The sequence below is a fragment of the Bacillus atrophaeus genome (assembly GCF_001584335.1).
In the GTDB taxonomy this organism is placed as follows: Bacteria; Bacillota; Bacilli; order Bacillales; family Bacillaceae; genus Bacillus; species Bacillus atrophaeus.
In genome coordinates, this window is sequence record NZ_LSBB01000009.1 from 23,647 (window position 1) to 45,312 (window position 21,666).

22 protein-coding genes and 1 other annotated feature are annotated in these 21,666 nt (G+C 42.3%); all 22 genes read right to left on the reverse strand.

Annotated features, from left to right (window positions below):
- Window positions 1–11: 11 nt before the first annotated feature.
- Window positions 12–845 (reverse strand): 50S ribosomal protein L2, encoded by an 834-nt coding sequence (rplB, locus tag AXI57_RS07780; RefSeq protein WP_003328285.1) that lies wholly within the window; start codon window positions 843–845, stop codon window positions 12–14.
- Between the two features lie 31 nt (window positions 846–876).
- On the reverse strand, window positions 877–1,164 hold the full coding sequence (gene rplW, locus AXI57_RS07785; protein ID WP_003328286.1) for a 50S ribosomal protein L23: 288 nt from the start codon (window positions 1,162–1,164) through the stop codon (window positions 877–879).
- Window positions 1,164–1,787, reverse strand: a complete 624-nt coding sequence (gene rplD, locus AXI57_RS07790; protein WP_003328287.1) for a 50S ribosomal protein L4 — start codon at window positions 1,785–1,787, stop codon at window positions 1,164–1,166. The genes rplW and rplD overlap by 1 nt, the downstream gene beginning before the upstream one ends.
- Window positions 1,788–1,814: 27 nt before the next feature.
- Complete coding sequence (rplC, locus tag AXI57_RS07795) at window positions 1,815–2,444, reverse strand: 50S ribosomal protein L3 (protein ID WP_003328288.1); 630 nt, start codon at window positions 2,442–2,444, stop codon at window positions 1,815–1,817.
- Window positions 2,445–2,483: 39 nt separating this feature from the next.
- Window positions 2,484–2,792, reverse strand: a complete 309-nt coding sequence (rpsJ, locus tag AXI57_RS07800) for a 30S ribosomal protein S10 (protein WP_003156464.1) — start codon at window positions 2,790–2,792, stop codon at window positions 2,484–2,486.
- A gap of 259 nt (window positions 2,793–3,051) precedes the next feature.
- On the reverse strand, window positions 3,052–4,017 hold the full coding sequence (locus AXI57_RS07805; protein WP_061669749.1) for an alpha/beta fold hydrolase: 966 nt from the start codon (window positions 4,015–4,017) through the stop codon (window positions 3,052–3,054).
- A gap of 94 nt (window positions 4,018–4,111) precedes the next feature.
- Complete coding sequence (gene tuf / locus AXI57_RS07810; RefSeq protein ID WP_003328291.1) at window positions 4,112–5,302, reverse strand: elongation factor Tu; 1,191 nt, start codon at window positions 5,300–5,302, stop codon at window positions 4,112–4,114.
- A gap of 119 nt (window positions 5,303–5,421) precedes the next feature.
- The gene (gene fusA / locus AXI57_RS07815) at window positions 5,422–7,500 is read right to left on the reverse strand and encodes an elongation factor G (RefSeq protein ID WP_003328292.1); all 2,079 of its coding nucleotides are present in this window, start codon (window positions 7,498–7,500) and stop codon (window positions 5,422–5,424) included.
- Window positions 7,501–7,553: 53 nt separating this feature from the next.
- Window positions 7,554–8,024 carry a 30S ribosomal protein S7 gene (rpsG, locus tag AXI57_RS07820; RefSeq protein WP_003328293.1) on the reverse strand — a complete coding sequence of 157 codons (471 nt, stop codon included), beginning with the start codon at window positions 8,022–8,024 and terminating at the stop codon, window positions 7,554–7,556.
- A gap of 41 nt (window positions 8,025–8,065) precedes the next feature.
- Entirely contained in the window at window positions 8,066–8,482 is a 417-nt protein-coding gene (gene rpsL, locus AXI57_RS07825) for a 30S ribosomal protein S12 (protein ID WP_003156445.1), read from the reverse strand.
- Window positions 8,483–8,597: 115 nt separating this feature from the next.
- Window positions 8,598–8,846: a 50S ribosomal protein L7ae-like protein gene (locus AXI57_RS07830; protein WP_003328294.1), complete on the reverse strand. Its 249-nt coding sequence runs from the start codon at window positions 8,844–8,846 to the stop codon at window positions 8,598–8,600.
- A gap of 190 nt (window positions 8,847–9,036) precedes the next feature.
- The gene (gene rpoC, locus AXI57_RS07835; protein WP_003328295.1) at window positions 9,037–12,636 is read right to left on the reverse strand and encodes a DNA-directed RNA polymerase subunit beta'; all 3,600 of its coding nucleotides are present in this window, start codon (window positions 12,634–12,636) and stop codon (window positions 9,037–9,039) included.
- Between the two features lie 62 nt (window positions 12,637–12,698).
- Entirely contained in the window at window positions 12,699–16,283 is a 3,585-nt protein-coding gene (gene rpoB / locus AXI57_RS07840; RefSeq protein WP_003328296.1) for a DNA-directed RNA polymerase subunit beta, read from the reverse strand.
- A gap of 253 nt (window positions 16,284–16,536) precedes the next feature.
- Window positions 16,537–17,142 carry a class I SAM-dependent methyltransferase gene (locus AXI57_RS07845; RefSeq protein WP_003328297.1) on the reverse strand — a complete coding sequence of 202 codons (606 nt, stop codon included), beginning with the start codon at window positions 17,140–17,142 and terminating at the stop codon, window positions 16,537–16,539.
- A gap of 90 nt (window positions 17,143–17,232) precedes the next feature.
- The gene (rplL, locus tag AXI57_RS07850; RefSeq protein ID WP_003328298.1) at window positions 17,233–17,604 is read right to left on the reverse strand and encodes a 50S ribosomal protein L7/L12; all 372 of its coding nucleotides are present in this window, start codon (window positions 17,602–17,604) and stop codon (window positions 17,233–17,235) included.
- A 40-nt stretch (window positions 17,605–17,644) separates the two neighbouring features.
- Window positions 17,645–18,145 (reverse strand): 50S ribosomal protein L10, encoded by a 501-nt coding sequence (gene rplJ / locus AXI57_RS07855; RefSeq protein WP_003328299.1) that lies wholly within the window; start codon window positions 18,143–18,145, stop codon window positions 17,645–17,647.
- A 67-nt stretch (window positions 18,146–18,212) separates the two neighbouring features.
- Window positions 18,213–18,353, reverse strand: a sequence feature (ribosomal protein L10 leader region).
- A 48-nt stretch (window positions 18,354–18,401) separates the two neighbouring features.
- Entirely contained in the window at window positions 18,402–19,100 is a 699-nt protein-coding gene (gene rplA, locus AXI57_RS07860; RefSeq protein WP_003328300.1) for a 50S ribosomal protein L1, read from the reverse strand.
- Window positions 19,101–19,194: 94 nt separating this feature from the next.
- Complete coding sequence (rplK, locus tag AXI57_RS07865; RefSeq protein ID WP_003156430.1) at window positions 19,195–19,620, reverse strand: 50S ribosomal protein L11; 426 nt, start codon at window positions 19,618–19,620, stop codon at window positions 19,195–19,197.
- 165 nt (window positions 19,621–19,785) lie between these two features.
- Window positions 19,786–20,319, reverse strand: a complete 534-nt coding sequence (gene nusG / locus AXI57_RS07870; protein WP_003328302.1) for a transcription termination/antitermination protein NusG — start codon at window positions 20,317–20,319, stop codon at window positions 19,786–19,788.
- 186 nt (window positions 20,320–20,505) lie between these two features.
- The gene (secE, locus tag AXI57_RS07875; protein WP_003156422.1) at window positions 20,506–20,685 is read right to left on the reverse strand and encodes a preprotein translocase subunit SecE; all 180 of its coding nucleotides are present in this window, start codon (window positions 20,683–20,685) and stop codon (window positions 20,506–20,508) included.
- A 35-nt stretch (window positions 20,686–20,720) separates the two neighbouring features.
- Complete coding sequence (rpmG, locus tag AXI57_RS07880; RefSeq protein WP_003328303.1) at window positions 20,721–20,870, reverse strand: 50S ribosomal protein L33; 150 nt, start codon at window positions 20,868–20,870, stop codon at window positions 20,721–20,723.
- Between the two features lie 92 nt (window positions 20,871–20,962).
- Window positions 20,963–21,619 carry an RNA polymerase sporulation sigma factor SigH gene (gene sigH / locus AXI57_RS07885; RefSeq protein WP_003328304.1) on the reverse strand — a complete coding sequence of 219 codons (657 nt, stop codon included), beginning with the start codon at window positions 21,617–21,619 and terminating at the stop codon, window positions 20,963–20,965.
- Between the last annotated feature and the right edge of the window lie 47 nt (window positions 21,620–21,666).

Sequence of the window (21,666 nt, forward strand, 5' to 3'; positions counted from 1 at the left end):
AGACAACCCCGTTATTTATTTTTACGACGACGTACGATAAATTTATCAGATTTGTTCGTTTTCTTACGTGTCTTGAATCCAAGAGTCGGTTTGCCCCATGGAGACATTGGTGATTTACGTCCGATTGGCGCACGTCCTTCACCACCACCGTGTGGGTGATCGTTAGGGTTCATTACAGAACCGCGGACTGTTGGGCGAACACCTTTCCAGCGTGAGCGTCCTGCTTTACCAATGTTGATAAGTTCGTGCTGCTCGTTACCTACTTGACCGATAGAAGCGCGGCAAGCAGAAAGGATCATGCGAACTTCACCAGAATTAAGACGTACAAGAACGTATTTACCTTCTTTACCAAGAACCTGAGCAGAAGTACCGGCAGAACGTACTAGCTGTCCGCCTTTACCAGGTTTTAATTCAATGTTATGCACAACTGTACCAACAGGGATGTTGATAAGTGGAAGTGCATTACCTGGTTTGATGTCAGCTTCTGGACCTGACATGATTTCAGTACCCACTTGAATTCCTTTAGGAGCAAGAATGTAACGTTTTTCTCCGTCTGCATAGTTGATTAGTGCGATGTTAGCTGAACGGTTTGGATCGTATTCAACTGTAGCAACGCGTCCAGGTATACCATCTTTATCGCGTTTGAAGTCGATAACACGGTATTGGCGTTTATGTCCGCCACCTTGGTGACGTACAGTCAATTTACCTTGGTTGTTACGTCCGCCTTTTTTGTGAAGGGGAGCAAGCAAGGATTTTTCCGGCTTGTCAGTCGTGATTTCAGCAAAATCTGAAGTTGTCATTCCACGACGTCCATTAGAGGTCGGTTTATACTTTTTAATCGCCATTTTGAATTTCCCTCCTTCTTTTTACAGATAATTACGCTTCAAAAATTTCGATTTCTTTGCTGTCTGCAGTAAGTTTCACGATCGCTTTTCTGCGACGGCTAGTCATACCAGAGTAGCGGCCGACACGTTTAGATTTCCCTTTGTAGTTCATGATGTTGACTTTGTCAACTTTCACTCCAAAGATACTTTCTACTGCATCTTTCACTTCTGTTTTATTAGCTCTTACATCAACTTCAAAAGTATATTTTTTATCAGTCATTAAATCAGCAGAACGTTCAGTAATGACGGGGCGCTTAAGAACATCACGAGGATCTTTCATTATGCAAGCACCTCCTCTACTTTTTCAACCGCAGCTTTCGTAATCAGAAGCTTCTCATGGTTGACAACGTCTAATACGTTGATTCCGTCAGCTTGAACAACTGTAACTCCAGGGATGTTACGAGCCGATAAGGAAACCGTTTCGTTTACATCTGCAGTTACGATTAAAGCTTTTTTCTCAACAGATAATCCTTTAAGGATAGCTGCCATTTCTTTAGTTTTAACCGCATCTAGAGTAAGATCTTCAAGAACAACGATATTGTTGTCTACCACTTTAGAAGACAATGCTGATTTGATTGCCAAGCGGCGAACTTTTTTAGGTAATTTGTAAGAATAGCTGCGTGGTGTTGGGCCGAATACGACACCGCCTCCGCGCCATTGTGGTGAACGGATAGAACCTTGACGGGCACGTCCAGTACCTTTTTGGCGCCATGGTTTACGACCTCCGCCACGAACTTCAGAACGATTTTTCACTTTATGAGATCCTTGACGTAAGGAAGCTCTTTGCATAAGAATAGCGTCGAATACAACACTTTCATTTGGCTCAATTCCAAATACAGAAGCGTTTAATTCGATATCACCAGCAGTAGAACCGTTTTGGTTGTATAATGCTACTTTTGGCATGATCAATTTCCTCCTTTCCTAAGAGACTTATTTAGATTTAACCGCACTTTTAACAGTGATTAAAGATTTTCTCGCACCAGGTACGTTACCTTTGATCAAAAGAAGATTGCGTTCTGCATCAACTTTTACGATTTCAAGGTTTTGAACAGTGATTTGCTCTCCGCCCATACGTCCAGGCAATAATTTGCCTTTGAATACACGGTTAGGGTCTACAGGTCCCATTGAACCAGGACGTCTGTGGTAACGTGAACCGTGAGACATAGGTCCGCGAGATTGTCCGTGGCGCTTGATTGCACCTTGGAAACCTTTACCTTTAGATACTCCTGTTACATCTACGATTTCTCCAGCAGAGAAAATTTCAACCTTGACTTCCTGACCAACTTCATACGCATCCATTTCCACTCCGCGTAATTCTTTAACGAAGCGCTTAGGAGCAGTTTCCGCTTTTGCAACGTGTCCTTTTTCCGGTTTGTTTGAAAGCTTTTCACGCTTGTCGTCAAAACCAAGCTGGATAGCTTCGTAGCCGTCATTTTCAGCAGTTTTCTTCTGAAGAACAACGTTAGCAGCTGCTTCAATAACAGTTACCGGGATAAGATCACCGTTTTCTGCGAATACTTGCGTCATACCAATTTTTCTTCCTAAGATTCCTTTGGTCATTCGTCACACCTCCTATTATGATCATTCTATATTTTAGAATTAAAGTTTGATTTCGATATCAACACCAGATGGTAAATCTAATCGCATTAGAGCATCAACAGTTTGTGGTGTTGGGTTCACAATGTCGATTAAACGTTTATGTGTACGCATTTCAAATTGCTCACGAGAATCTTTGTATTTATGCACCGCACGAAGAATCGTGTAAACTGATTTTTCAGTTGGCAACGGAATTGGACCAGATACACTAGCACCAGAACGTTTTGCCGTTTCAACAATCTTCTCTGCAGATTGATCAAGGATTCTATGATCATATGCTTTTAAACGAATACGAATTTTTTGTTTTGCCATTATTTTCCCTCCTTTTCGCCTACTTCACGTTAGACAGTTCTCCGTGAGAAAAACCTGATCACCTTGCCATGGCAAAGCGGCCGGGTGTGTCAGCAACCTCTCACTTCATCGCAGTCAAAGACCAACATGCACTATTATACAAAAAATAGACGCATGTTGCAAGACCTAATTAAATAATACGTGTTTTGCACACTTTTTTTATTATACAGGTGATCTTTGAATTAATCAAGGTTGAGTGCACACTGCAGTAACATCTCTATCATAAATGGTATCTTCCATGTGTGCTGAGTATGTCCGCAAACAATTTAGGCTCTTCTAAATGAGGTGAGTGAGCTGAATTTTCAAACCAATGCCAGCTTTTATCGGGAGCGGATAGTCTTTGGCAGTAAGATTCCGGTATCGTACCAGGGATAATCAAGTCATGCCTGCCGGAAATAAAACAACATGGTACTTTAATAGAAGGAACTGATTTAAAAGCATCAAAGTGATATAGTTCATCCATTAAAGTTCTAGAGCTGAAGCTTTGTCCTCGTATATATTGCAAACAGCCTTTTACTCCATATTCTTTTCCAAACAACATTAGGCTGAATATCTTAATAGCTTGCTGCCTCTTATGGGTAAAACCTCCCCTTCTCAGCTCGATACACAATCGAAATATCTCATGGCGGATTTGTTTATTCCATGGCGGAGGCCCGATTAACCGCAGCAAAATAGCAGGTATGGATTTTTTGTTTTCATGATTCATTTCCTCAAGACACCGGTACGCAGCCTGTTCTTCTTCTCGCACGTTAACAACTTGGCTGATACCGTAATAAGCATAAAATAAATCCGGTCTTGCCTGCAGCACAGTTAGAGCTAATAAGGCTCCCCATGAATAGCCGGCCAAATAGATTTTTTGCACCTTAAATGAATTGACAAGCATCTCTGCAATCTCGATAGCATCCTCAGTTAACTGCCTGATTGTCATTGATCTCTTTAGGACATGTTTTGAATAGGATAGCCCAGCGCCTCGTTGATCCCAATTCACAACAGTGAAGTGCTGTTCCAATTCCTTTTGAAAATGTCTCGCATAGCCAATTTGCGCAGTTCCCGGGCCGCCATGCAAGAACAGCAGTAAAGGATTGGATCTATTGGCTCCATTGATCATCAGAACCTGTTCGGTGTTCCCTATCTGATATTTTTTTAGTATAGAAATATGAAGGTTCTTATGATTGTTTTCACACATGCCCTTAGCTCCTACATTTAGATAAGCTTTATTATACATTTAATCAGACACAAAGAAAAAACGAGGCCCAAAGGGCCTCGTTTCATTTATACGATTACTCAGTGATTGTAGAAACAACACCAGAGCCAACAGTACGTCCGCCTTCACGAATAGAGAAACGAGTTCCTTCTTCGATAGCGATAGTTGAGATAAGCTCAACGATCATTTCAGTGTTGTCTCCAGGCATAACCATTTCTACGCCTTCTGGAAGTTGGATGATACCAGTTACGTCAGTTGTACGGAAGTAGAACTGAGGACGGTAGTTAGAGAAGAATGGAGTATGACGTCCACCCTCTTCTTTTGAAAGAACATAAACTTCAGCTTTGAATTTGCTGTGTGGAGTGATTGTACCTGGTTTAGCAAGTACTTGACCACGTTGGATATCTTCACGAGCTACACCGCGAAGAAGTGCTCCAATGTTGTCTCCAGCTTCAGCGTAATCAAGAAGCTTACGGAACATTTCAACACCAGTAACAGTTGTTTTGCTGTTTTCTTCTTGAAGACCGATGATTTCAACTTCGTCACCGACTTTAACTTGTCCGCGTTCTACACGTCCAGTAGCAACTGTTCCACGACCTGTGATTGAGAAAACGTCCTCAACAGGCATCATGAATGGTTTTTCAGTGTCGCGTTCTGGAGTTGGGATGTACTCATCAACCGCAGCCATAAGCTCAAGAATTTTTTCTTCATACTCAGCGTCTCCTTCAAGAGCTTTAAGAGCAGAACCTTTAACAACAGGAACATCATCGCCAGGGAAATCGTATTCGCTAAGAAGATCGCGAACTTCCATTTCAACTAGTTCAAGAAGCTCTTCGTCGTCTACCATGTCGCATTTGTTTAAGAATACAACGATGTAAGGTACACCAACGTTTTTAGAAAGAAGGATGTGCTCACGAGTTTGTGGCATTGGGCCATCAGCAGCAGATACTACAAGGATAGCTCCGTCCATTTGCGCAGCACCAGTGATCATGTTTTTAACATAGTCAGCGTGTCCTGGGCAGTCAACGTGTGCATAGTGACGTGTGTCAGTTTCGTACTCAACGTGTGCAGTAGAGATAGTGATACCGCGCTCGCGTTCTTCTGGAGCACCATCAATTTGATCGTACGCCATAGCTGTACCTTTACCAGATTTCTTATGAAGTACTGTTGAGATAGCAGCAGTTAATGTTGTTTTACCATGGTCAACGTGTCCAATTGTACCAATATTGGCATGTGATTTGGAACGGTCGAATTTTTCTTTAGCCATTCTAAAATCCTCCTTAAGAGCTTTAAATTAGTAATGTATAGAGTGATAGAAAGTGAAAGCAGGCTTTCACTTTCTCATCTTACAATAGTAGTTATACTTGAGTTAAGTGGCAAAATCAATTATTCGCCTTTATTTTTTTTGATAATTTCTTCAGAGATGCTCTTCGGCACTTCTTCGTAATGGTCCATGTGCATTGTGAACGTACCGCGGCCTTGCGTATTAGAACGAAGTGCAGTAGCGTACCCGAACATTTCAGAAAGAGGAACCATAGCGCGAACAACTTGAGCGTTACCGCGAGCTTCCATACCTTCTACACGGCCACGACGTGAAGTAATGTCGCCCATGATGTCTCCCATGTATTCTTCAGGAATAACGACTTCAACTTTCATAATCGGTTCCAAAAGAACAGGGTTACATTTGCTGACCGCATTTTTCAATGCCATAGAAGCAGCGATTTTAAACGCCATTTCGTTTGAGTCAACGTCATGGTAAGAACCATCAAAAAGTTTTGCTTTAATGTCGATTAGCGGGAATCCAGCGATTACACCATTATCAAGTGCATCTTCAAGACCAGCTTGTACAGCAGGAATGTATTCACGAGGAACCACACCGCCGACAATCGCATTTTCGAATTCAAAGCCAGCGCCTTCTTCGTTTGGTTCGAATTCGATCCAAACGTGCCCGAACTGACCGCGTCCACCAGACTGACGTACGAACTTACCTTCAACTTTTGCAGCGGAACGGAAAGTTTCACGGTATGCAACCTGAGGTGCACCAACGTTAGCTTCAACCTTAAATTCACGCTTCATACGATCAACAATGATATCAAGGTGAAGTTCACCCATACCAGAGATGATTGTTTGGCCAGTTTCTTGGTTTGTTTGTGTACGGAAAGTCGGATCTTCTTCAGCAAGCTTAGCTAGAGCGATACCCATCTTGTCTTGGTCAGCTTTAGACTTAGGCTCGATCGCAACGTCGATAACCGGTTCTGGGAATTCCATTGATTCCAAGATAACATGGTCTTTCTCGTCACATAGAGTATCTCCAGTAGAAGTATCTTTTAGACCTACAGCAGCTGCGATATCTCCTGCGTATACAGTAGAGATTTCTTCACGGCTGTTGGCGTGCATTTGAAGAATACGTCCGACACGCTCACGTTTGCCTTTAGATGAGTTTCTTACATATGAACCGGAATCAAGTGTTCCAGAGTACACACGGAAGAACGTCAGCTTACCAACGTAAGGGTCAGTCATAACTTTAAATGCAAGTGCTGAGAATGGCGCATCATCAGAAGATTCACGAACCACTTCTTCATTTGAATCAGGAAGAATACCTTTAATTGCCTCAACATCAGTCGGTGCAGGAAGGTAATCAAGAACTGCGTCAAGCACTAGCTGAACACCTTTGTTTTTGAAAGCAGAACCGACAAGTACAGGATAGAATTCAACATTCAATGTACCTTTACGGATAGCAGCTTTCAGCTCGTCGATTGTGATTTCTTCACCTTCAAGGTACTTTTCCATAAGCTCTTCATCAAGCTCAGCGACAGCTTCAATCAGGCTGCTGCGAAGCTCTTCAGCTTGTTCTTTGTACTCTTCAGGGATTTCTTTCGCATCAGAACGAGTTCCAAGATCATCTTCGTAGAAATACGCAACGTTTTCTACAAGGTCGATGATACCTTCAAAGTTATCTTCAGCACCGATCGGCAATTGAATTGCATGAGCGTTTGCTTGAAGACGGTCTCTCAAAGTTCCTACGGAGTAAAGGAAATCAGCACCGATTTTGTCCATTTTGTTAACAAATACGACACGCGGTACTCCGTAAGTAGTTGCTTGACGCCAAACAGTTTCTGTTTGCGGTTCAACACCGGATTGTGCATCAAGTACAGCAACTGCACCATCAAGTACACGAAGTGAACGTTCAACTTCAACTGTGAAGTCTACGTGTCCAGGTGTATCGATGATGTTTACGCGGTAACCTTTCCACTGTGCAGTTGTTGCAGCAGATGTGATTGTGATACCACGTTCTTGTTCCTGCTCCATCCAGTCCATTTGTGAAGCTCCTTCATGAGTTTCACCAATTTTATGGATACGGCCTGTGTAGAACAAGATACGTTCAGTTGTTGTCGTTTTACCGGCATCAATGTGAGCCATGATCCCGATATTACGAGTTTTTTCTAAGGAGAACTCTCTTGCCATTGGGTAATTTCTCCTTCCTTATTAGGAAATTATGATTTTTAAAACTATATATTCTACCAGCGATAGTGAGCGAACGCTTTGTTTGCTTCAGCCATCTTATGAGTATCTTCGCGTTTCTTAACAGCAGCACCAGTATTGTTAGCTGCGTCAAGGATTTCGTTAGCTAAGCGCTCTTCCATCGTTTTTTCTCCGCGAAGACGAGCGTAGTTTACTAACCAGCGAAGTCCAAGAGTTGTACGGCGTTCTGGACGAACCTCTACAGGCACTTGGTAGTTCGCACCACCTACACGGCGTGCTTTTACTTCAAGTACAGGCATGATGTTTTTCAATGCTTGTTCGAAAACCTCCATTGCATCATTGCCAGTACGTTCTTTAATGATATCGAATGACTTGTATAGGATTGTTTGAGATTTACCTCTTTTACCGTCGATCATCATTTTATTGATAAGACGAGATACAAGCTTAGAGTTGTAAATCGGATCAGGTAAAACATCTCTTTTTGCTACAGGACCTTTACGTGGCATCTGAATATCCTCCCTTCATCTATTATAATTCTTAACGTTTATTATTTTGCTTTAGGACGCTTAGTTCCGTATTTAGAACGGCCTTGCGCACGGTTTTCAACTCCAGCAGTGTCAAGCGCACCACGAACGATGTGGTAACGTACCCCTGGTAAGTCTTTTACACGTCCGCCGCGGATAAGTACAACACTGTGCTCTTGCAAGTTGTGTCCGATACCTGGAATGTAAGCAGTAACCTCAATTCCGTTAGTTAGACGTACACGAGCATATTTACGAAGTGCTGAGTTCGGTTTTTTCGGTGTCATTGTACCGACACGAGTACAAACCCCGCGTTTTTGTGGAGAAGATACGTTAGTGTGCTCTTTTTTAAAGCTGTTGTATCCTTTATTAAGTGCAGGAGACTTTGAGTTTTCAACTTTACTCACGCGTCCTTTACGTATTAGCTGATTAATTGTAGGCATTTTGTAATTCCTCCCTTCATTATGTTTTATAACCCACATACCCAGGTGGTTCATCAAAAGGCAAAAAACAATGTCTTTACACAAGAAAAAATCTTACGCAAAAACAACAAGTACGTTATAACATAATGGCAACAGCTGCTGCTCCTACCTCAATTCCGCAGGCTTTGCCGAGCTTTTTCATGGATTCAACCACAGAGACTGCGATACCTTGATCTTTCGCAAGCTTTATAACGCTTGACGTAAGAATGGGATCAGCGTCCTTTGCAACGACGACTTCCTTTACTGAACCTCGTTTTAGAGCTTTCACTGTTTGCTTCGTACCAATAATAATTGATTTGGCCTGCGATACTTTATCATAAGACATAAACATATCCTCCAAAGTAACAGGTTTAATTCGAGCACCTTGGTTATATTATCACTCTGGGAGAAGGATGTCAACATCGCATGACAATTTTTAGTGTCAATGTTCTCAAAGAATGACATATTTCACTAATGATACTGCTGAAAGGCTGTCGAAACAGCCCTTCAAACAGCAAGCATCAGTTTTTTCTACTCTATTCAACCGGCACCATATCATCAGTCGGCTGTACCTTTGAAATCGGCTGTACTTTTCGGTATTTCATCATACCTGTACCAGCCGGAACAAGTTTACCGATGATAACATTTTCTTTCAGGCCGAGAAGTTCATCACGCTTACCTTTAATTGCTGCATCTGTAAGGACACGTGTTGTTTCCTGGAAGGAAGCAGCTGATAAGAATGAGTCAGTTTCAAGCGAAGCTTTTGTAATACCGAGTAAGACAGGACGGCCAGTAGCTGGACGATCGCCTTTAAGCAATACTTTTTTGTTCGCTTCAGTAAATTGGTGAATATCAAGCAATGAGCCAGGAAGTACATCAGTATCTCCGGCATCAATTACACGGACTTTGCGAAGCATTTGGCGAACCATTACTTCTACGTGTTTATCACCGATTTCCACACCTTGCATACGGTAAACCTTTTGAACCTCATGAAGAAGATACTCTTGAACTGATGTAATATCAGTTACTTTGAGAAGTTCTTTCGGATCAATTGATCCTTCTGTCAGAACTTGGCCTCGAGTAATTTCATCTCCAACCGTAACTTTAAGGCGAGAATTATAAGGAGCCGTATACGAACGTGTTTCAACCGCGCCTTGAATCACAACTTCCTGCTGCTTATCACGGACTTCATTAATTTCGGCAACTTTACCGTCAATTTCAGAAATTGTCGCTTGACCTTTAGGATGACGCGCTTCGAAAAGCTCTTGGATACGCGGAAGACCTTGTGTAATATCGTCTCCTGCAACCCCGCCTGTATGGAAGGTACGCATTGTTAACTGTGTACCAGGCTCTCCGATAGATTGGGCAGCGATGATTCCGACTGCTTCTCCAACCTCAACATCAGTGCCTGTAGCAAGATTTCGGCCGTAGCATCGTTTACACACACCATGAGGCGTGTTACATGTAAACGCGGAACGGATCCAGACTTCTTCAATACCAGATTCAACAATTTCGAGAGCTTTATCTTCATCAATCAGTTCGTTTTCGTTCACAAGCACTTCATCTGTTTCAGGATGTCTTACTTGTTTTCTAGAGAAACGGCCGATAAGACGTTCTTCTAAGCGCTCGATAATTTCAGTGCCTTCTCTAAGCGGTTTAGCCAAAATACCTCGGTCAGTTCCGCAATCTGTTTCACGGATGATAACGTCCTGTGCAACATCAACAAGACGACGTGTAAGGTAACCTGAGTCAGCCGTTTTCAAGGCTGTATCAGCAAGACCTTTACGTGCACCGTGAGTAGAGATAAAGTATTCCAATACAGTAAGACCCTCACGGAAACTTGATTTGATCGGTAATTCAATGATTCGTCCAGCCGGGTTGGCCATCAGACCACGCATACCCGCAAGCTGCGTAAAGTTAGATGCGTTACCACGGGCACCTGAGTCACTCATCATGTAAATCGGGTTGACTTCATCTAATGATTGCATCAGTTTACCTTGGATTACATCTTTAGCCGAACTCCAAATTGAAATCACTCGTTCATAACGTTCTTCTTCCGTAATCAGACCACGTCTGAACTGCTTCAACACATTGTCAACTTTGCCCTGTGCTTCTTCAAGGATTTCTTGTTTATCATCAAGAACGACGATATCGGAAACCCCTACTGTAATACCGGCTTTTGTTGAATATCTGAAGCCAAGGTTTTTCATACGGTCAAGCATTTTAGATGTTTCGGTAATGTGGAATCTTTTAAAGATCTCCGCAATGATTTTACCTAAAATGCCTTTCTTAAACGGTGCGTTGACAGGCTGTTGTTCGATCACAGCTTTTACATCGGCACCTTTTTCTAAGAAGAAGCGCTCAGGTGTCTTTTCTTCAATATTGCTCTTCGTAGGCTCATTCATATAAGGGAATGATTCAGGAAGAATTTCATTGAAAATAAGTTTTCCAACGGTTGTAATTAACAGTTTTGATCGCTGCTCATCGGTAAATGTCACGTTCTTAAGTGAGTTAGCTGCAACAGCTACTCTCGTATGAAGATGAACATATCCGTTTTGATAAGCAAGAAGAGCCTCATCTGTATTTTTAAAGACCATACCCTCACCGACAGCTCCAGCACGCTCAAGAGTTAAGTAGTAGTTTCCTAATACCATATCCTGAGACGGTGTAACAACCGGTTTACCATCTTTAGGGTTCAAGATGTTTTGAGCAGCAAGCATAAGAATACGAGCCTCAGCTTGTGCTTCTGCAGATAACGGAACGTGAACCGCCATTTGGTCTCCGTCAAAGTCAGCGTTATAAGCTGTACATACGAGCGGATGAAGACGGATTGCGCGACCTTCAACAAGTGTTGGTTCGAACGCCTGAATTCCGAGTCTGTGAAGCGTAGGTGCACGGTTTAAAAGAACCGGATGCTCCTTAATGACTGATTCTAATACATCCCATACTTCAGGCTGTACTCGCTCAATTTTACGTTTTGCGCTTTTAATATTATGTGCAAGGCCTTTTTCGACAAGCTCTTTCATGACGAAAGGTTTGAAGAGTTCAAGCGCCATTTCCTTCGGCAGACCGCATTGATACATTTTCAAATGAGGACCTACGACGATTACAGAACGTCCGGAGTAATCGACACGTTTACCAAGAAGGTTTTGACGGAAACGTCCTTGTTTCCCTTTCAGCATATGTGATAAAGATTTCAACGGTCTGTTACCAGGACCGGTAACAGGTCGTCCGCGGCGTCCGTTATCAATTAAAGCATCGACAGCTTCTTGCAGCATACGTTTTTCGTTTTGAACGATGATGCTTGGCGCACCAAGATCCAAAAGACGTTTTAAACGGTTGTTACGGTTGATAACACGACGGTAAAGATCGTTCAAGTCAGACGTCGCAAAACGTCCGCCATCAAGCTGAACCATCGGTCTAAGCTCAGGCGGGATAACAGGAAGCACGTCAAGGATCATCCATGAAGGCTTGTTTCCTGAGTTACGGAAGGCTTCCAATACTTCAAGGCGTTTGATCGCACGCGTACGGCGCTGTCCTTGAGATGTTTTCAGCTCTTCTTTTAACGTGTCCACTTCTTTTACCAGATCAATGTCTTGAAGAAGCTTATTAATCGCTTCCGCACCCATTGACGCTTGGAATTTGCTGCCGTATTTATCAAGATACGCACGGTATTCCTTTTCAGATAAAAGCTGTTTCTTTTCAAGCGGTGTGTTTGCCGGGTCTGTAACAACGTAAGAAGCAAAGTAAATCACTTCTTCCAATGCACGCGGTGACATATCCAGTACAAGTCCCATCCGGCTTGGGATTCCTTTGAAATACCAAATGTGAGAAACAGGGGCAGCAAGTTCAATATGCCCCATTCTCTCACGACGGACTTTAGCCCTCGTTACTTCAACTCCGCAACGGTCACAAACAACGCCTTTATAACGAACTCGCTTGTACTTCCCGCAATGACATTCCCAGTCCTTAGTCGGTCCGAAAATGCGTTCGCAAAACAGGCCGTCCTTTTCAGGTTTTAACGTACGATAGTTTATCGTTTCAGGCTTTTTCACTTCACCAAAAGACCATGAACGGATTTTATCCGGTGAAGCAAGACCGATGTTCATATACTCAAAATTGTTCACATCTAGCAAGGGGCCTACCTCCCTTTTTATCTTCGGATTAACCGATGTCACTTGCCTTTATAACTTAGAGACTATTCTTTTGTTACTACATCACGTTCAACGTCTGCAGGTGCAGCAGCTTCTTCCGGCTCTTCATCATTTGATAAAGCCAGACCGTCAGCTTGCTTGCCATCCTCGTCGTCTTCTAAATCTCTCATTTCTATCTCTTCTTCATCACCGGAAAGGATTTTAACATCCATACCCAAGCTTTGAAGTTCTTTAATTAATACTTTGAATGATTCCGGAACACCTGGTTCTGGAACATTATCGCCTTTCACGATGGCTTCGTATGTTTTCACTCGGCCAACCACGTCATCGGACTTAACAGTAAGAATTTCTTGAAGAGTGTAAGCAGCACCGTAAGCTTCAAGTGCCCAAACCTCCATCTCACCAAAACGCTGTCCGCCAAATTGAGCTTTACCGCCAAGAGGCTGTTGCGTAACAAGTGAGTAAGGACCTGTAGAGCGTGCATGAAGTTTATCGTCAACCATGTGAGCCAGTTTAATCATGTACATGATACCGACAGATACACGGTTGTCAAACGGCTCTCCAGTACGTCCGTCGTAAAGAACAGTCTTCGCATCTCTGGACATTCCGGCTTCTTCAAGTGTTTCCCACACGTCTTCTTCACGTGCTCCGTCAAATACCGGCGAAGCAATGTGAATGCCTAGGTAACGAGCTGCCATTCCCATATGAAGCTCCAATACTTGCCCGATGTTCATACGTGATGGTACGCCAAGCGGGTTAAGCATGATATCAATCGGTGTGCCGTCAGGAAGGTAAGGCATATCTTCTTCTGGAAGAATCTTGGAGATAACACCTTTGTTACCGTGACGACCGGCCATTTTATCTCCTTCAGAAATTTTACGTTTCTGAACGATATATACACGTACTAGCTGATTTACACCCGGAGGAAGTTCGTCACCGTCTTCACGGTTAAAGACCTTCACATCGTGGATGATTCCGCCGCCGCCGTGAGGCACACGAAGAGACGTGTCACGGACCTCGCGTGCTTTTTCACCAAAGATGGCATGAAGCAGGCGTTCTTCAGCTGTAAGTTCAGTCACACCTTTTGGCGTTACTTTACCTACGAGAAGATCTCCGTCATTCACTTCAGCACCGATACGGATGATTCCGCGTTCGTCAAGATTGCGGAGCGCGTCTTCCCCGACGTTCGGAATATCACGAGTGATTTCTTCCGGTCCAAGTTTTGTATCACGTGCTTCTGATTCATATTCTTCAATGTGAATAGATGTATAAACATCGTCCTTCACAAGACGTTCGCTCATAATGATGGCATCCTCATAGTTATAGCCATCCCATGTCATGAAGCCGACCATGACGTTGCGGCCAAGTGCAAGTTCACCTAACTCCATAGAAGGACCGTCAGCAAGGATTTCTCCTTTTACTACTTCATCGCCGACACTTACAATCGGACGCTGGTTATAGCAAGTACCTTGGTTAGAGCGGACAAATTTCAGCAAGCTGTATTTATCCAGGTTTCCTTTTACTTTTTGACCGTCTACATCTTCATAACGGCGCACCCAAACGTTTTTCGCTTCAACGCGCTCAACGATTCCAGGGTGTTTACAGATGACGGCAGCACCGGAGTCTTTCCCGGATACATATTCCATCCCTGTACCGACGAATGGCGCTTCCGGCTGCATAAGAGGCACAGCCTGACGTTGCATGTTCGCTCCCATTAATGCACGGTTGGAGTCATCGTTTTCCAAGAACGGGATACACGCAGTCGCAGCAGATACAACCTGCTTAGGCGATACATCCATGTAATCCACACGGTTTCTAGGAACAACGGTGTTCTCCCCTCTGAAACGGGCTACAATGCTGTCATCTACGAAAGAACCCTCGTCATCAAGTCGCGCGTTTGCTTGAGCGACAACATAGTTATCTTCTTCATCAGCAGTTAAGTAGTCGATTCTAGGTGTTACTTTTCCTGTTTCAGGGTCAACACGGCGGTATGGCGTTTCAATAAAACCAAAGCGATTCACTTTCGCATATGATGATAATGAGTTGATCAAACCGATGTTCGGGCCCTCAGGCGTTTCAATCGGACACATACGGCCATAGTGGGAGTAGTGAACGTCACGTACTTCCATTCCGGCGCGCTCACGTGTCAATCCGCCAGGTCCAAGAGCTGACAGACGGCGCTTGTGCGTTAATTCAGCAAGCGGGTTCGTCTGATCCATGAACTGAGAAAGCTGAGAGCTTCCAAAGAACTCTTTAATAGACGCGATAACAGGACGAATATTGATAAGCTGCTGCGGAGTGATAGTATTCGTATCCTGGATTGACATTCTTTCACGAACGACACGTTCCATTCTGCTTAGACCGATACGGAATTGGTTTTGCAAAAGCTCACCGACAGAACGTAAACGGCGGTTCCCAAGATGATCGATATCATCTGTGTCGCCTACTCCGTGAAGCAGGTTGAAGAAGTAGCTGATAGAAGAAATAATATCAGCAGGCGTAATGTTTTTAATCGCCTCTTCAATGTACGCATTGCCGATCACATTAATCGTCTGTTCTCCTTCGGCATCCGTAGGAGCAAAGATTTTAATGGATTGAAGCGTCACTTCATCTTCGACAACGCCGCCATTAGGATACAGTTTTCTAAAACCGATTCCGTTTTCTAAGTATGGCAGCACTTTATCAAGTGTTCTTCTGTCAAGAATCTGTCCTTTTTCTGCAAGAATTTCACCAGTTTCAGGATCAACAAGTGTTTCTGCAAGTCTTTGGTTAAACAGGCGATTCTTGATATGAAGTTTTTTATTAATTTTATAGCGTCCTACATTGGCAAGATCGTACCGTTTCGGATCGAAGAAACGGGAATCAAGCAAGCTTTTTGCGTTTTCTACTGTAGGCGGTTCTCCAGGACGGAGGCGCTCGTAGATTTCAAGAAGCGCTTTATCACTGTTTTCAGTGTTATCTTTATCAAGCGTATTGCGCAAATACTCGTTTTCTCCGATAAGATCAGTAATCTCTTGATCGGAGCCGAAGCCGAGAGCACGCAAAAGAACCGTAACCGGCAACTTACGTGTGCGATCAATGCGGACATAAACAACATCTTTCGCATCAGTTTCGTATTCTAACCATGCGCCACGGTTTGGAATGACAGTCGCGGTAAAACCTTTTTTACCGTTTTTGTCTACTTTACCACTGAAATATACACTTGGAGACCGAACAAGCTGAGATACGATAACACGTTCCGCACCATTGATGATAAAAGTACCTGTATCTGTCATAATAGGGAAATCTCCCATGAAGACATCTTGGTCTTTTACCTCTCCAGTTTCTTTGTTAATTAAACGAACCTTCACTCTTAGCGGAGCTGAATAAGTCACATCACGTTCTTTTGATTCTTCTACAGGATACTTAGGATCTCCTAAACTGTAGTCAATGAACTCAAGAGAGAGGTTACCAGTGAAATCCTCAATTGGCGATATGTCTTGAAACATCTCTCTAAGACCCTCATCAAGAAACCACTGATAAGAAGAGGTTTGAATTTCAATGAGATTTGGTAATTCTAACACTTCGCTAATGCGAGCATAGCTTCTGCGCTGGCGGTGTCGTCCATACTGAACTAGTTGACCTGTCAACTGATTCACCCCTCAAATCATGCGTATTATATGTGTAATAAGTATTTCTTTTTAAATACAAGTAAAAGAGAATACTTTTACAAGACAAAAGAAAAAAGGGTTTCTAATTAAGAAAACCACATCCAAAAACAAATACCGATTTTATTAGCATTTCCATACTTGTATAAATTATACATAGTGAATGACATTTTATCATATCAAGTAAAATATATACATTGGCATTTTATAATATTAACATAGCTAAAATACCGAGTCAAACTTTTTTTGCTTTTATGATATAATAGCCTTTCTTTTTTTGAACAACGGAAACTTCATCAAAAAGCTCCTTAAGTTTATCAATGGCAGAAGGCCCGCCTTGTTTTTTCTGTATGACGATCCACAAATCACCTGAAGGCCTTAGGTGTTCAGCGCTTTTTTCAAAGATGGCATGGACAACTTTTTTTCCGGCGCGGATTGGGGGATTAGTTATAATAGAGGCAAATGTTTGAGCAGAATCAACATTTGAAAATAAATCACTCTGATAAATACGGACATTCTCAATTCCGTTGTGTTCTGCATTTTCATTTGATAGCTCTACGGCTCTTTCGTTAACGTCGATCATGTGGATGGTCCGGTCTTTAAAATCACTTGCAAGCGAAAGCCCGATTGGACCATAACCGCAGCCTACATCTAAAAAATCACCTTCGGCTTCCGGTTCTTCAAAGGATTCAATCAGCAGACGAGATCCAAAATCAACTTCCTTTTTTGAAAAGACTCCGCTGTCGCTTGTAAATGTAAAGTCTTTATTGCGCAAATTAAAAGACCATGATTGTTTGTTGCTTTTAACTGAAGGTTTTTCTGAATAATAGTGTTCACTCATCATTAGAACCTCCTCATTTTAATTGCTTAAAGAAAAGCAAAGAAAAAGCCCGCCTTATAAAAGCGAGCTTCCCCTTCAGGCAAGTGAAGATTACTTAACTTCTACAGAAGCGCCAACTTCTTCAAGTTTAGCTTTAAGCTCTTCAGCTTCTTCTTTAGCAATACCTTCTTTAAGTGGTTTTGGAGTGTTGTCAACAAGTTCTTTAGCTTCTTTCAAGCCAAGACCAGTGATTTCACGTACAACTTTGATAACTTTGATTTTTTGTCCGCCTGCACCAGAAAGGATAAGGTCGAATTCGCTTTGCTCTTCAGCAGCTCCGCCAGCAGCAGCTCCGCCAGCTACAGCTACAGGAGCAGCAGCAGTTACGCCAAATTCTTCTTCGATTGCTTTTACTAGGTCGTTCAATTCAAGTACAGTTGCTTCTTTAACGGAAGCAATGATTTCTTCGATATTTAAAGCCATTTGTAATTCCTCCATTTGTTTTATTTAGATACAGATAAAATTAAGCGCCTTGTTCTTCCTTTTGTTCTGCCACTGCTTTAGTAGCAAGTGCAAGGTTACGAACTGGAGCTTGAAGAACGCTAAGCAACATAGAAAGTAATCCGTCGCGTGATGGAAGTTCAGCAAGAGCTTTCACTTCTTCAACCGTAGAGACGTTTCCTTCGATTACGCCAGCTTTGATTTCTAGAGCTTCGTGGGTTTTAGCAAATTCGTTAATAACTTTTGCCGGAGCGATAACATCTTCTGTACTGAATGCAATAGCGTTCGGTCCAGTTAAGACATCATTCAAACCAGTAAGTTCAACTTGTTCAACCGCACGGCGAGTCATAGAGTTTTTGTAAACTTTGAACTCAACGTTAGCTTCACGAAGTTGTTTACGAAGTTCAGTTACTTCAGCCACGCTAAGTCCGCGGTAATCAACGATAATCGTTGATTTGCTTTCTTTAAGTTTAGAAGCAATCTCTTCAACAACAACTTTTTTTGTTTCAATTGCGCTGCTCATGGTTACACCTCCTGTAGATTCGTTGTGTAACACTTATACCGTTAGGTGATCACGACTCTGAACGACGAATGACATATAAAAAGCCTCCATTCGACATGGAGGCTGTATATACAAGCGTACGTAACGTAATAGCTGTGATATATATACACCTCGGTAGGATATTAAGCCGTAAAGCCCCTACTGTCTGCGGTATAAATGACATATTTTATTTTACAACATTTTGAATAATATCAGAATGCTGTTTTAAAGTCAATACTTATTTTACGCTGAAAGTAGAAGCGTCCACTTTGATTCCAGGGCCCATAGTAGATGTTACAGCAACGTTTTTCACGTAAACACCTTTAGCCGCAGCAGGTTTTGCTTTTAGGATAGTGTCATACATTGTTGTGAAGTTCTCAACAAGTTTTTCATCCTCAAAAGAAACTTTACCGATTGGAACATGGATGTTACCAGCTTTATCAACGCGGTATTCAACTTTACCAGCTTTGATTTCATTGATCGCTTTTTCAACTTCGAATGTAACAGTTCCAGTTTTAGGGTTTGGCATAAGACCTTTTGGTCCAAGCACACGTCCGATTTTACCGACTTCACCCATCATATCAGGAGTTGCCACGATTACATCAAAATCAAACCAGCCTTGCTGAATTTTAGTGATATAATCTGAATCGCCAACGTAATCTGCACCAGCAGCTTCAGCTTCTTTTGCTTTTTCGCCTTTTGCGAAAACAAGAACGCGTTGAGTTTTACCAGTACCATTTGGAAGTACTACTGCACCGCGGATTTGCTGGTCGTTTTTACGAGGGTCAACCCCTAAACGGAATGCTACTTCAACTGTAGCGTCAAACTTAGCTGTGTTCGTTTTTTTTGTAAGTTCCACCGCTTCAGCTACACCGTATGCTTTCGCACGGTCTACAAGCTTAGCAGCTTCAACGTACTTTTTACCTTTTTTAGCCATTTTAAAATTTCCTCCTTATGTGGTTATAGCGGAATGACCTCCCACGAATAAGGGTTGCGAACTTGTTAAAACTCGCAACCCAACAAGAAACAAATTAATCCTCGATTACAATACCCATACTGCGGGCAGTACCTTCAACCATGCGCATTGCCGCTTCAACGTCTGCTGCGTTTAAGTCAGGCATTTTCGTTTCAGCGATTTCGCGTACTTTATCGCGCTTAACGGTTGCAACTTTATTACGGTTTGGTTCACCAGAACCAGACTCAATTCCAGCCGCTTTTTTAAGCAATACTGCAGCAGGTGGAGTTTTTGTAATAAATGTAAATGAACGGTCTTCGTAAACCGAAATTTCAACAGGAATGATTAGACCAGCTTGGTCAGCTGTACGAGCGTTAAACTCCTTACAGAATCCCATGATGTTTACACCGGCTTGACCTAGTGCAGGTCCAACTGGCGGAGCTGGGTTAGCTTTTCCAGCAGGAATTTGCAATTTTACAACTTTTACTACTTTTTTAGCCACGAGACACACCTCCTTAAGTCCGTGATGTGGTAATAGGGTAAACCCTCCCACTCAAGGTTTCATTCTTTATATGAATGACGAAATATCAAGCTAGCTGCCTTGGAAACCCAAGACGTACCTTTGCTATATTATCATTTCTATATAGCAATTTCAAGTTTTTTCACATTACAATTTGTCGATCTGGGTAAATTCCAGCTCAACCGGCGTTTCACGGCCGAACATATTAACGAACACCTTAACCTTGCTTTTATCATAATCAATTTCTTCAATTGATCCTGTAAAGTTGGCAAATGGTCCGTCTATGACTTTCACTGTCTCTTTTAATTCAAAATCGATTTCCGTTTTACGCTCGTCCATTCCCATTCTCTTCAGAATGGTTTCAGCTTCACCCGGCAGAAGCGCAGTCGGTTTTGAGCCTGAACCCGCTGATCCGACAAAGCCTGTAACTCCCGGCGTATTCCGGACGACATACCAAGAATCATCTGTCATGACGATTTCAACAAGCACGTAACCAGGGAACACTTTCTTTTTCACAACTTTTTTCTTACCGTTTTTGATATCGGTCTCTTCTTCTTCAGGCACGACTACACGGAAAATTTTATCCTGCATCCCCATTGATTCAACACGTTTTTCCAAGTTGGCTTTTACTTTGTTCTCATAACCAGAGTACGTGTGAACAACATACCAATTCTTTTCCATTCTCATTCAGGACTTGTGCAGTCCTTCCCTCCCCGCAAAAAATATTTAATATAAAACGTAACGCCTTAAAGCAAAAAATAGGCTGCGAGCCTATGACAACTTTCAATTTCAACACAATGAAAAAACCCGCTGAACGGGTTTTTGGTAAGTGATATTATGATCTATTATAGCACGTATTGCTGACCATTATTCAACTATTAAACGAATTAATTGAGAAATTCCTGTATCAAGGAGGGCAAAAAAGATAACAAAAAAGATTACTGTTGATATAACCGTGATGGTATAGCGCGTTAACTCTTTCCCTTTAGGCCAGCTTACCTTTTTCATTTCTTTCCCTACATCTTTAAAGAAACTCATCATACGCATGTAAAAGACCTCCACAATTTAAAAAGCGAAAAAAACTATTTTGTTTCTAAATGAGCTGTATGTGAATTGCAAGAACTGCAGTATTTCTTAACTTCTAAACGCTCAGCTGCTGATGCAGAGCTTTTCATCGTTGTATAATTACGGTTTCCGCATGCCTTACATGCCAACGTAATTTTTTTTCTCATGTCATTACACCTTTTTCTAAATAGACGTTAGATCTTTATTTTAGTAACATATCACAGTCAGAAAAATACTGTCAATATACCATAAATACCTATCATAAACTGATTTCACGGATTTCCAAGTACTTCTCCAGCTTTCGTTTCACACGCTGAAGAGCATTGTCGATGGATTTTACGTGCCGGTTTAAGTCATCCGAGATCTCTTGGTAACTTCTTCCGTCAAGATAAAGGACAAGCACTTTTCTCTCTAAATCACTTAACAATTCTCCCATTTTCATCTCAATATCATCAAATTCTTCTTGATTGATGATCATTTCCTCAGGGTTCAGTGTTTTTGCTCCCGAAATCACATCAAGCAGTGTCCGGTCTGATTCTTCATCAAAAATCGGTTTATCCAAAGAGACATAGGAATTCAAAGGAATGTGTTTCTGGCGAGTAGCTGTCTTTATTGCGGTAATAATTTGGCGGGTAATACATAATTCTGCAAAAGCTTTGAAAGAGGTAAGCTTGTCCTCTCTAAAGTCACGAATAGACTTATAGAGGCCAATCATTCCTTCCTGCACGATATCTTCTCTGTCAGCGCCTATTAAAAAATAGGATCTGGCCTTTGCCCTAACGAAATTACGGTATTTCGTAATCAAGTAATCTAACGCATCACTGTCCCCAACATGAACCTTTTCAATGACCTGCTCGTCCTCCAACTGGCAAAACTGCTCTTTGTTGAATTTCCCCTTGTTGTTCTGTAGATTCACTCCGATCCCCCCGGCGCACGTAGATAGAAATATTATACATTACTGGA

Excerpts from the sequence above, each read along its gene's own strand:
- rplB (WP_003328285.1), bottom strand. The coding sequence starts at position 845 with ATGGCGATTAAAAAGTATAAACCGACCTCTAATGGACGTCGTGGAATG.
- rplW (WP_003328286.1), bottom strand. The coding sequence starts at position 1,164 with ATGAAAGATCCTCGTGATGTTCTTAAGCGCCCCGTCATTACTGAACGT.
- rplD (WP_003328287.1), bottom strand. The coding sequence starts at position 1,787 with ATGCCAAAAGTAGCATTATACAACCAAAACGGTTCTACTGCTGGTGAT.
- rplC (WP_003328288.1), bottom strand. The coding sequence starts at position 2,444 with ATGACCAAAGGAATCTTAGGAAGAAAAATTGGTATGACGCAAGTATTC.
- rpsJ (WP_003156464.1), bottom strand. The coding sequence starts at position 2,792 with ATGGCAAAACAAAAAATTCGTATTCGTTTAAAAGCATATGATCATAGA.
- AXI57_RS07805 (WP_061669749.1), bottom strand. The coding sequence starts at position 4,017 with ATGTGTGAAAACAATCATAAGAACCTTCATATTTCTATACTAAAAAAA.
- tuf (WP_003328291.1), bottom strand. The coding sequence starts at position 5,302 with ATGGCTAAAGAAAAATTCGACCGTTCCAAATCACATGCCAATATTGGT.
- fusA (WP_003328292.1), bottom strand. The coding sequence starts at position 7,500 with ATGGCAAGAGAGTTCTCCTTAGAAAAAACTCGTAATATCGGGATCATG.
- rpsG (WP_003328293.1), bottom strand. The coding sequence starts at position 8,024 with ATGCCACGTAAAGGTCCTGTAGCAAAAAGAGATGTTTTACCTGATCCG.
- rpsL (WP_003156445.1), bottom strand. The coding sequence starts at position 8,482 with ATGCCTACAATTAATCAGCTAATACGTAAAGGACGCGTGAGTAAAGTT.
- AXI57_RS07830 (WP_003328294.1), bottom strand. The coding sequence starts at position 8,846 with ATGTCTTATGATAAAGTATCGCAGGCCAAATCAATTATTATTGGTACG.
- AXI57_RS07845 (WP_003328297.1), bottom strand. The coding sequence starts at position 17,142 with ATGAGTGAACACTATTATTCAGAAAAACCTTCAGTTAAAAGCAACAAA.
- rplL (WP_003328298.1), bottom strand. The coding sequence starts at position 17,604 with ATGGCTTTAAATATCGAAGAAATCATTGCTTCCGTTAAAGAAGCAACT.
- rplJ (WP_003328299.1), bottom strand. The coding sequence starts at position 18,145 with ATGAGCAGCGCAATTGAAACAAAAAAAGTTGTTGTTGAAGAGATTGCT.
- rplA (WP_003328300.1), bottom strand. The coding sequence starts at position 19,100 with ATGGCTAAAAAAGGTAAAAAGTACGTTGAAGCTGCTAAGCTTGTAGAC.
- nusG (WP_003328302.1), bottom strand. The coding sequence starts at position 20,319 with ATGGAAAAGAATTGGTATGTTGTTCACACGTACTCTGGTTATGAGAAC.
- secE (WP_003156422.1), bottom strand. The coding sequence starts at position 20,685 with ATGCGTATGATGAGTTTCTTTAAAGATGTAGGGAAAGAAATGAAAAAG.
- rpmG (WP_003328303.1), bottom strand. The coding sequence starts at position 20,870 with ATGAGAAAAAAAATTACGTTGGCATGTAAGGCATGCGGAAACCGTAAT.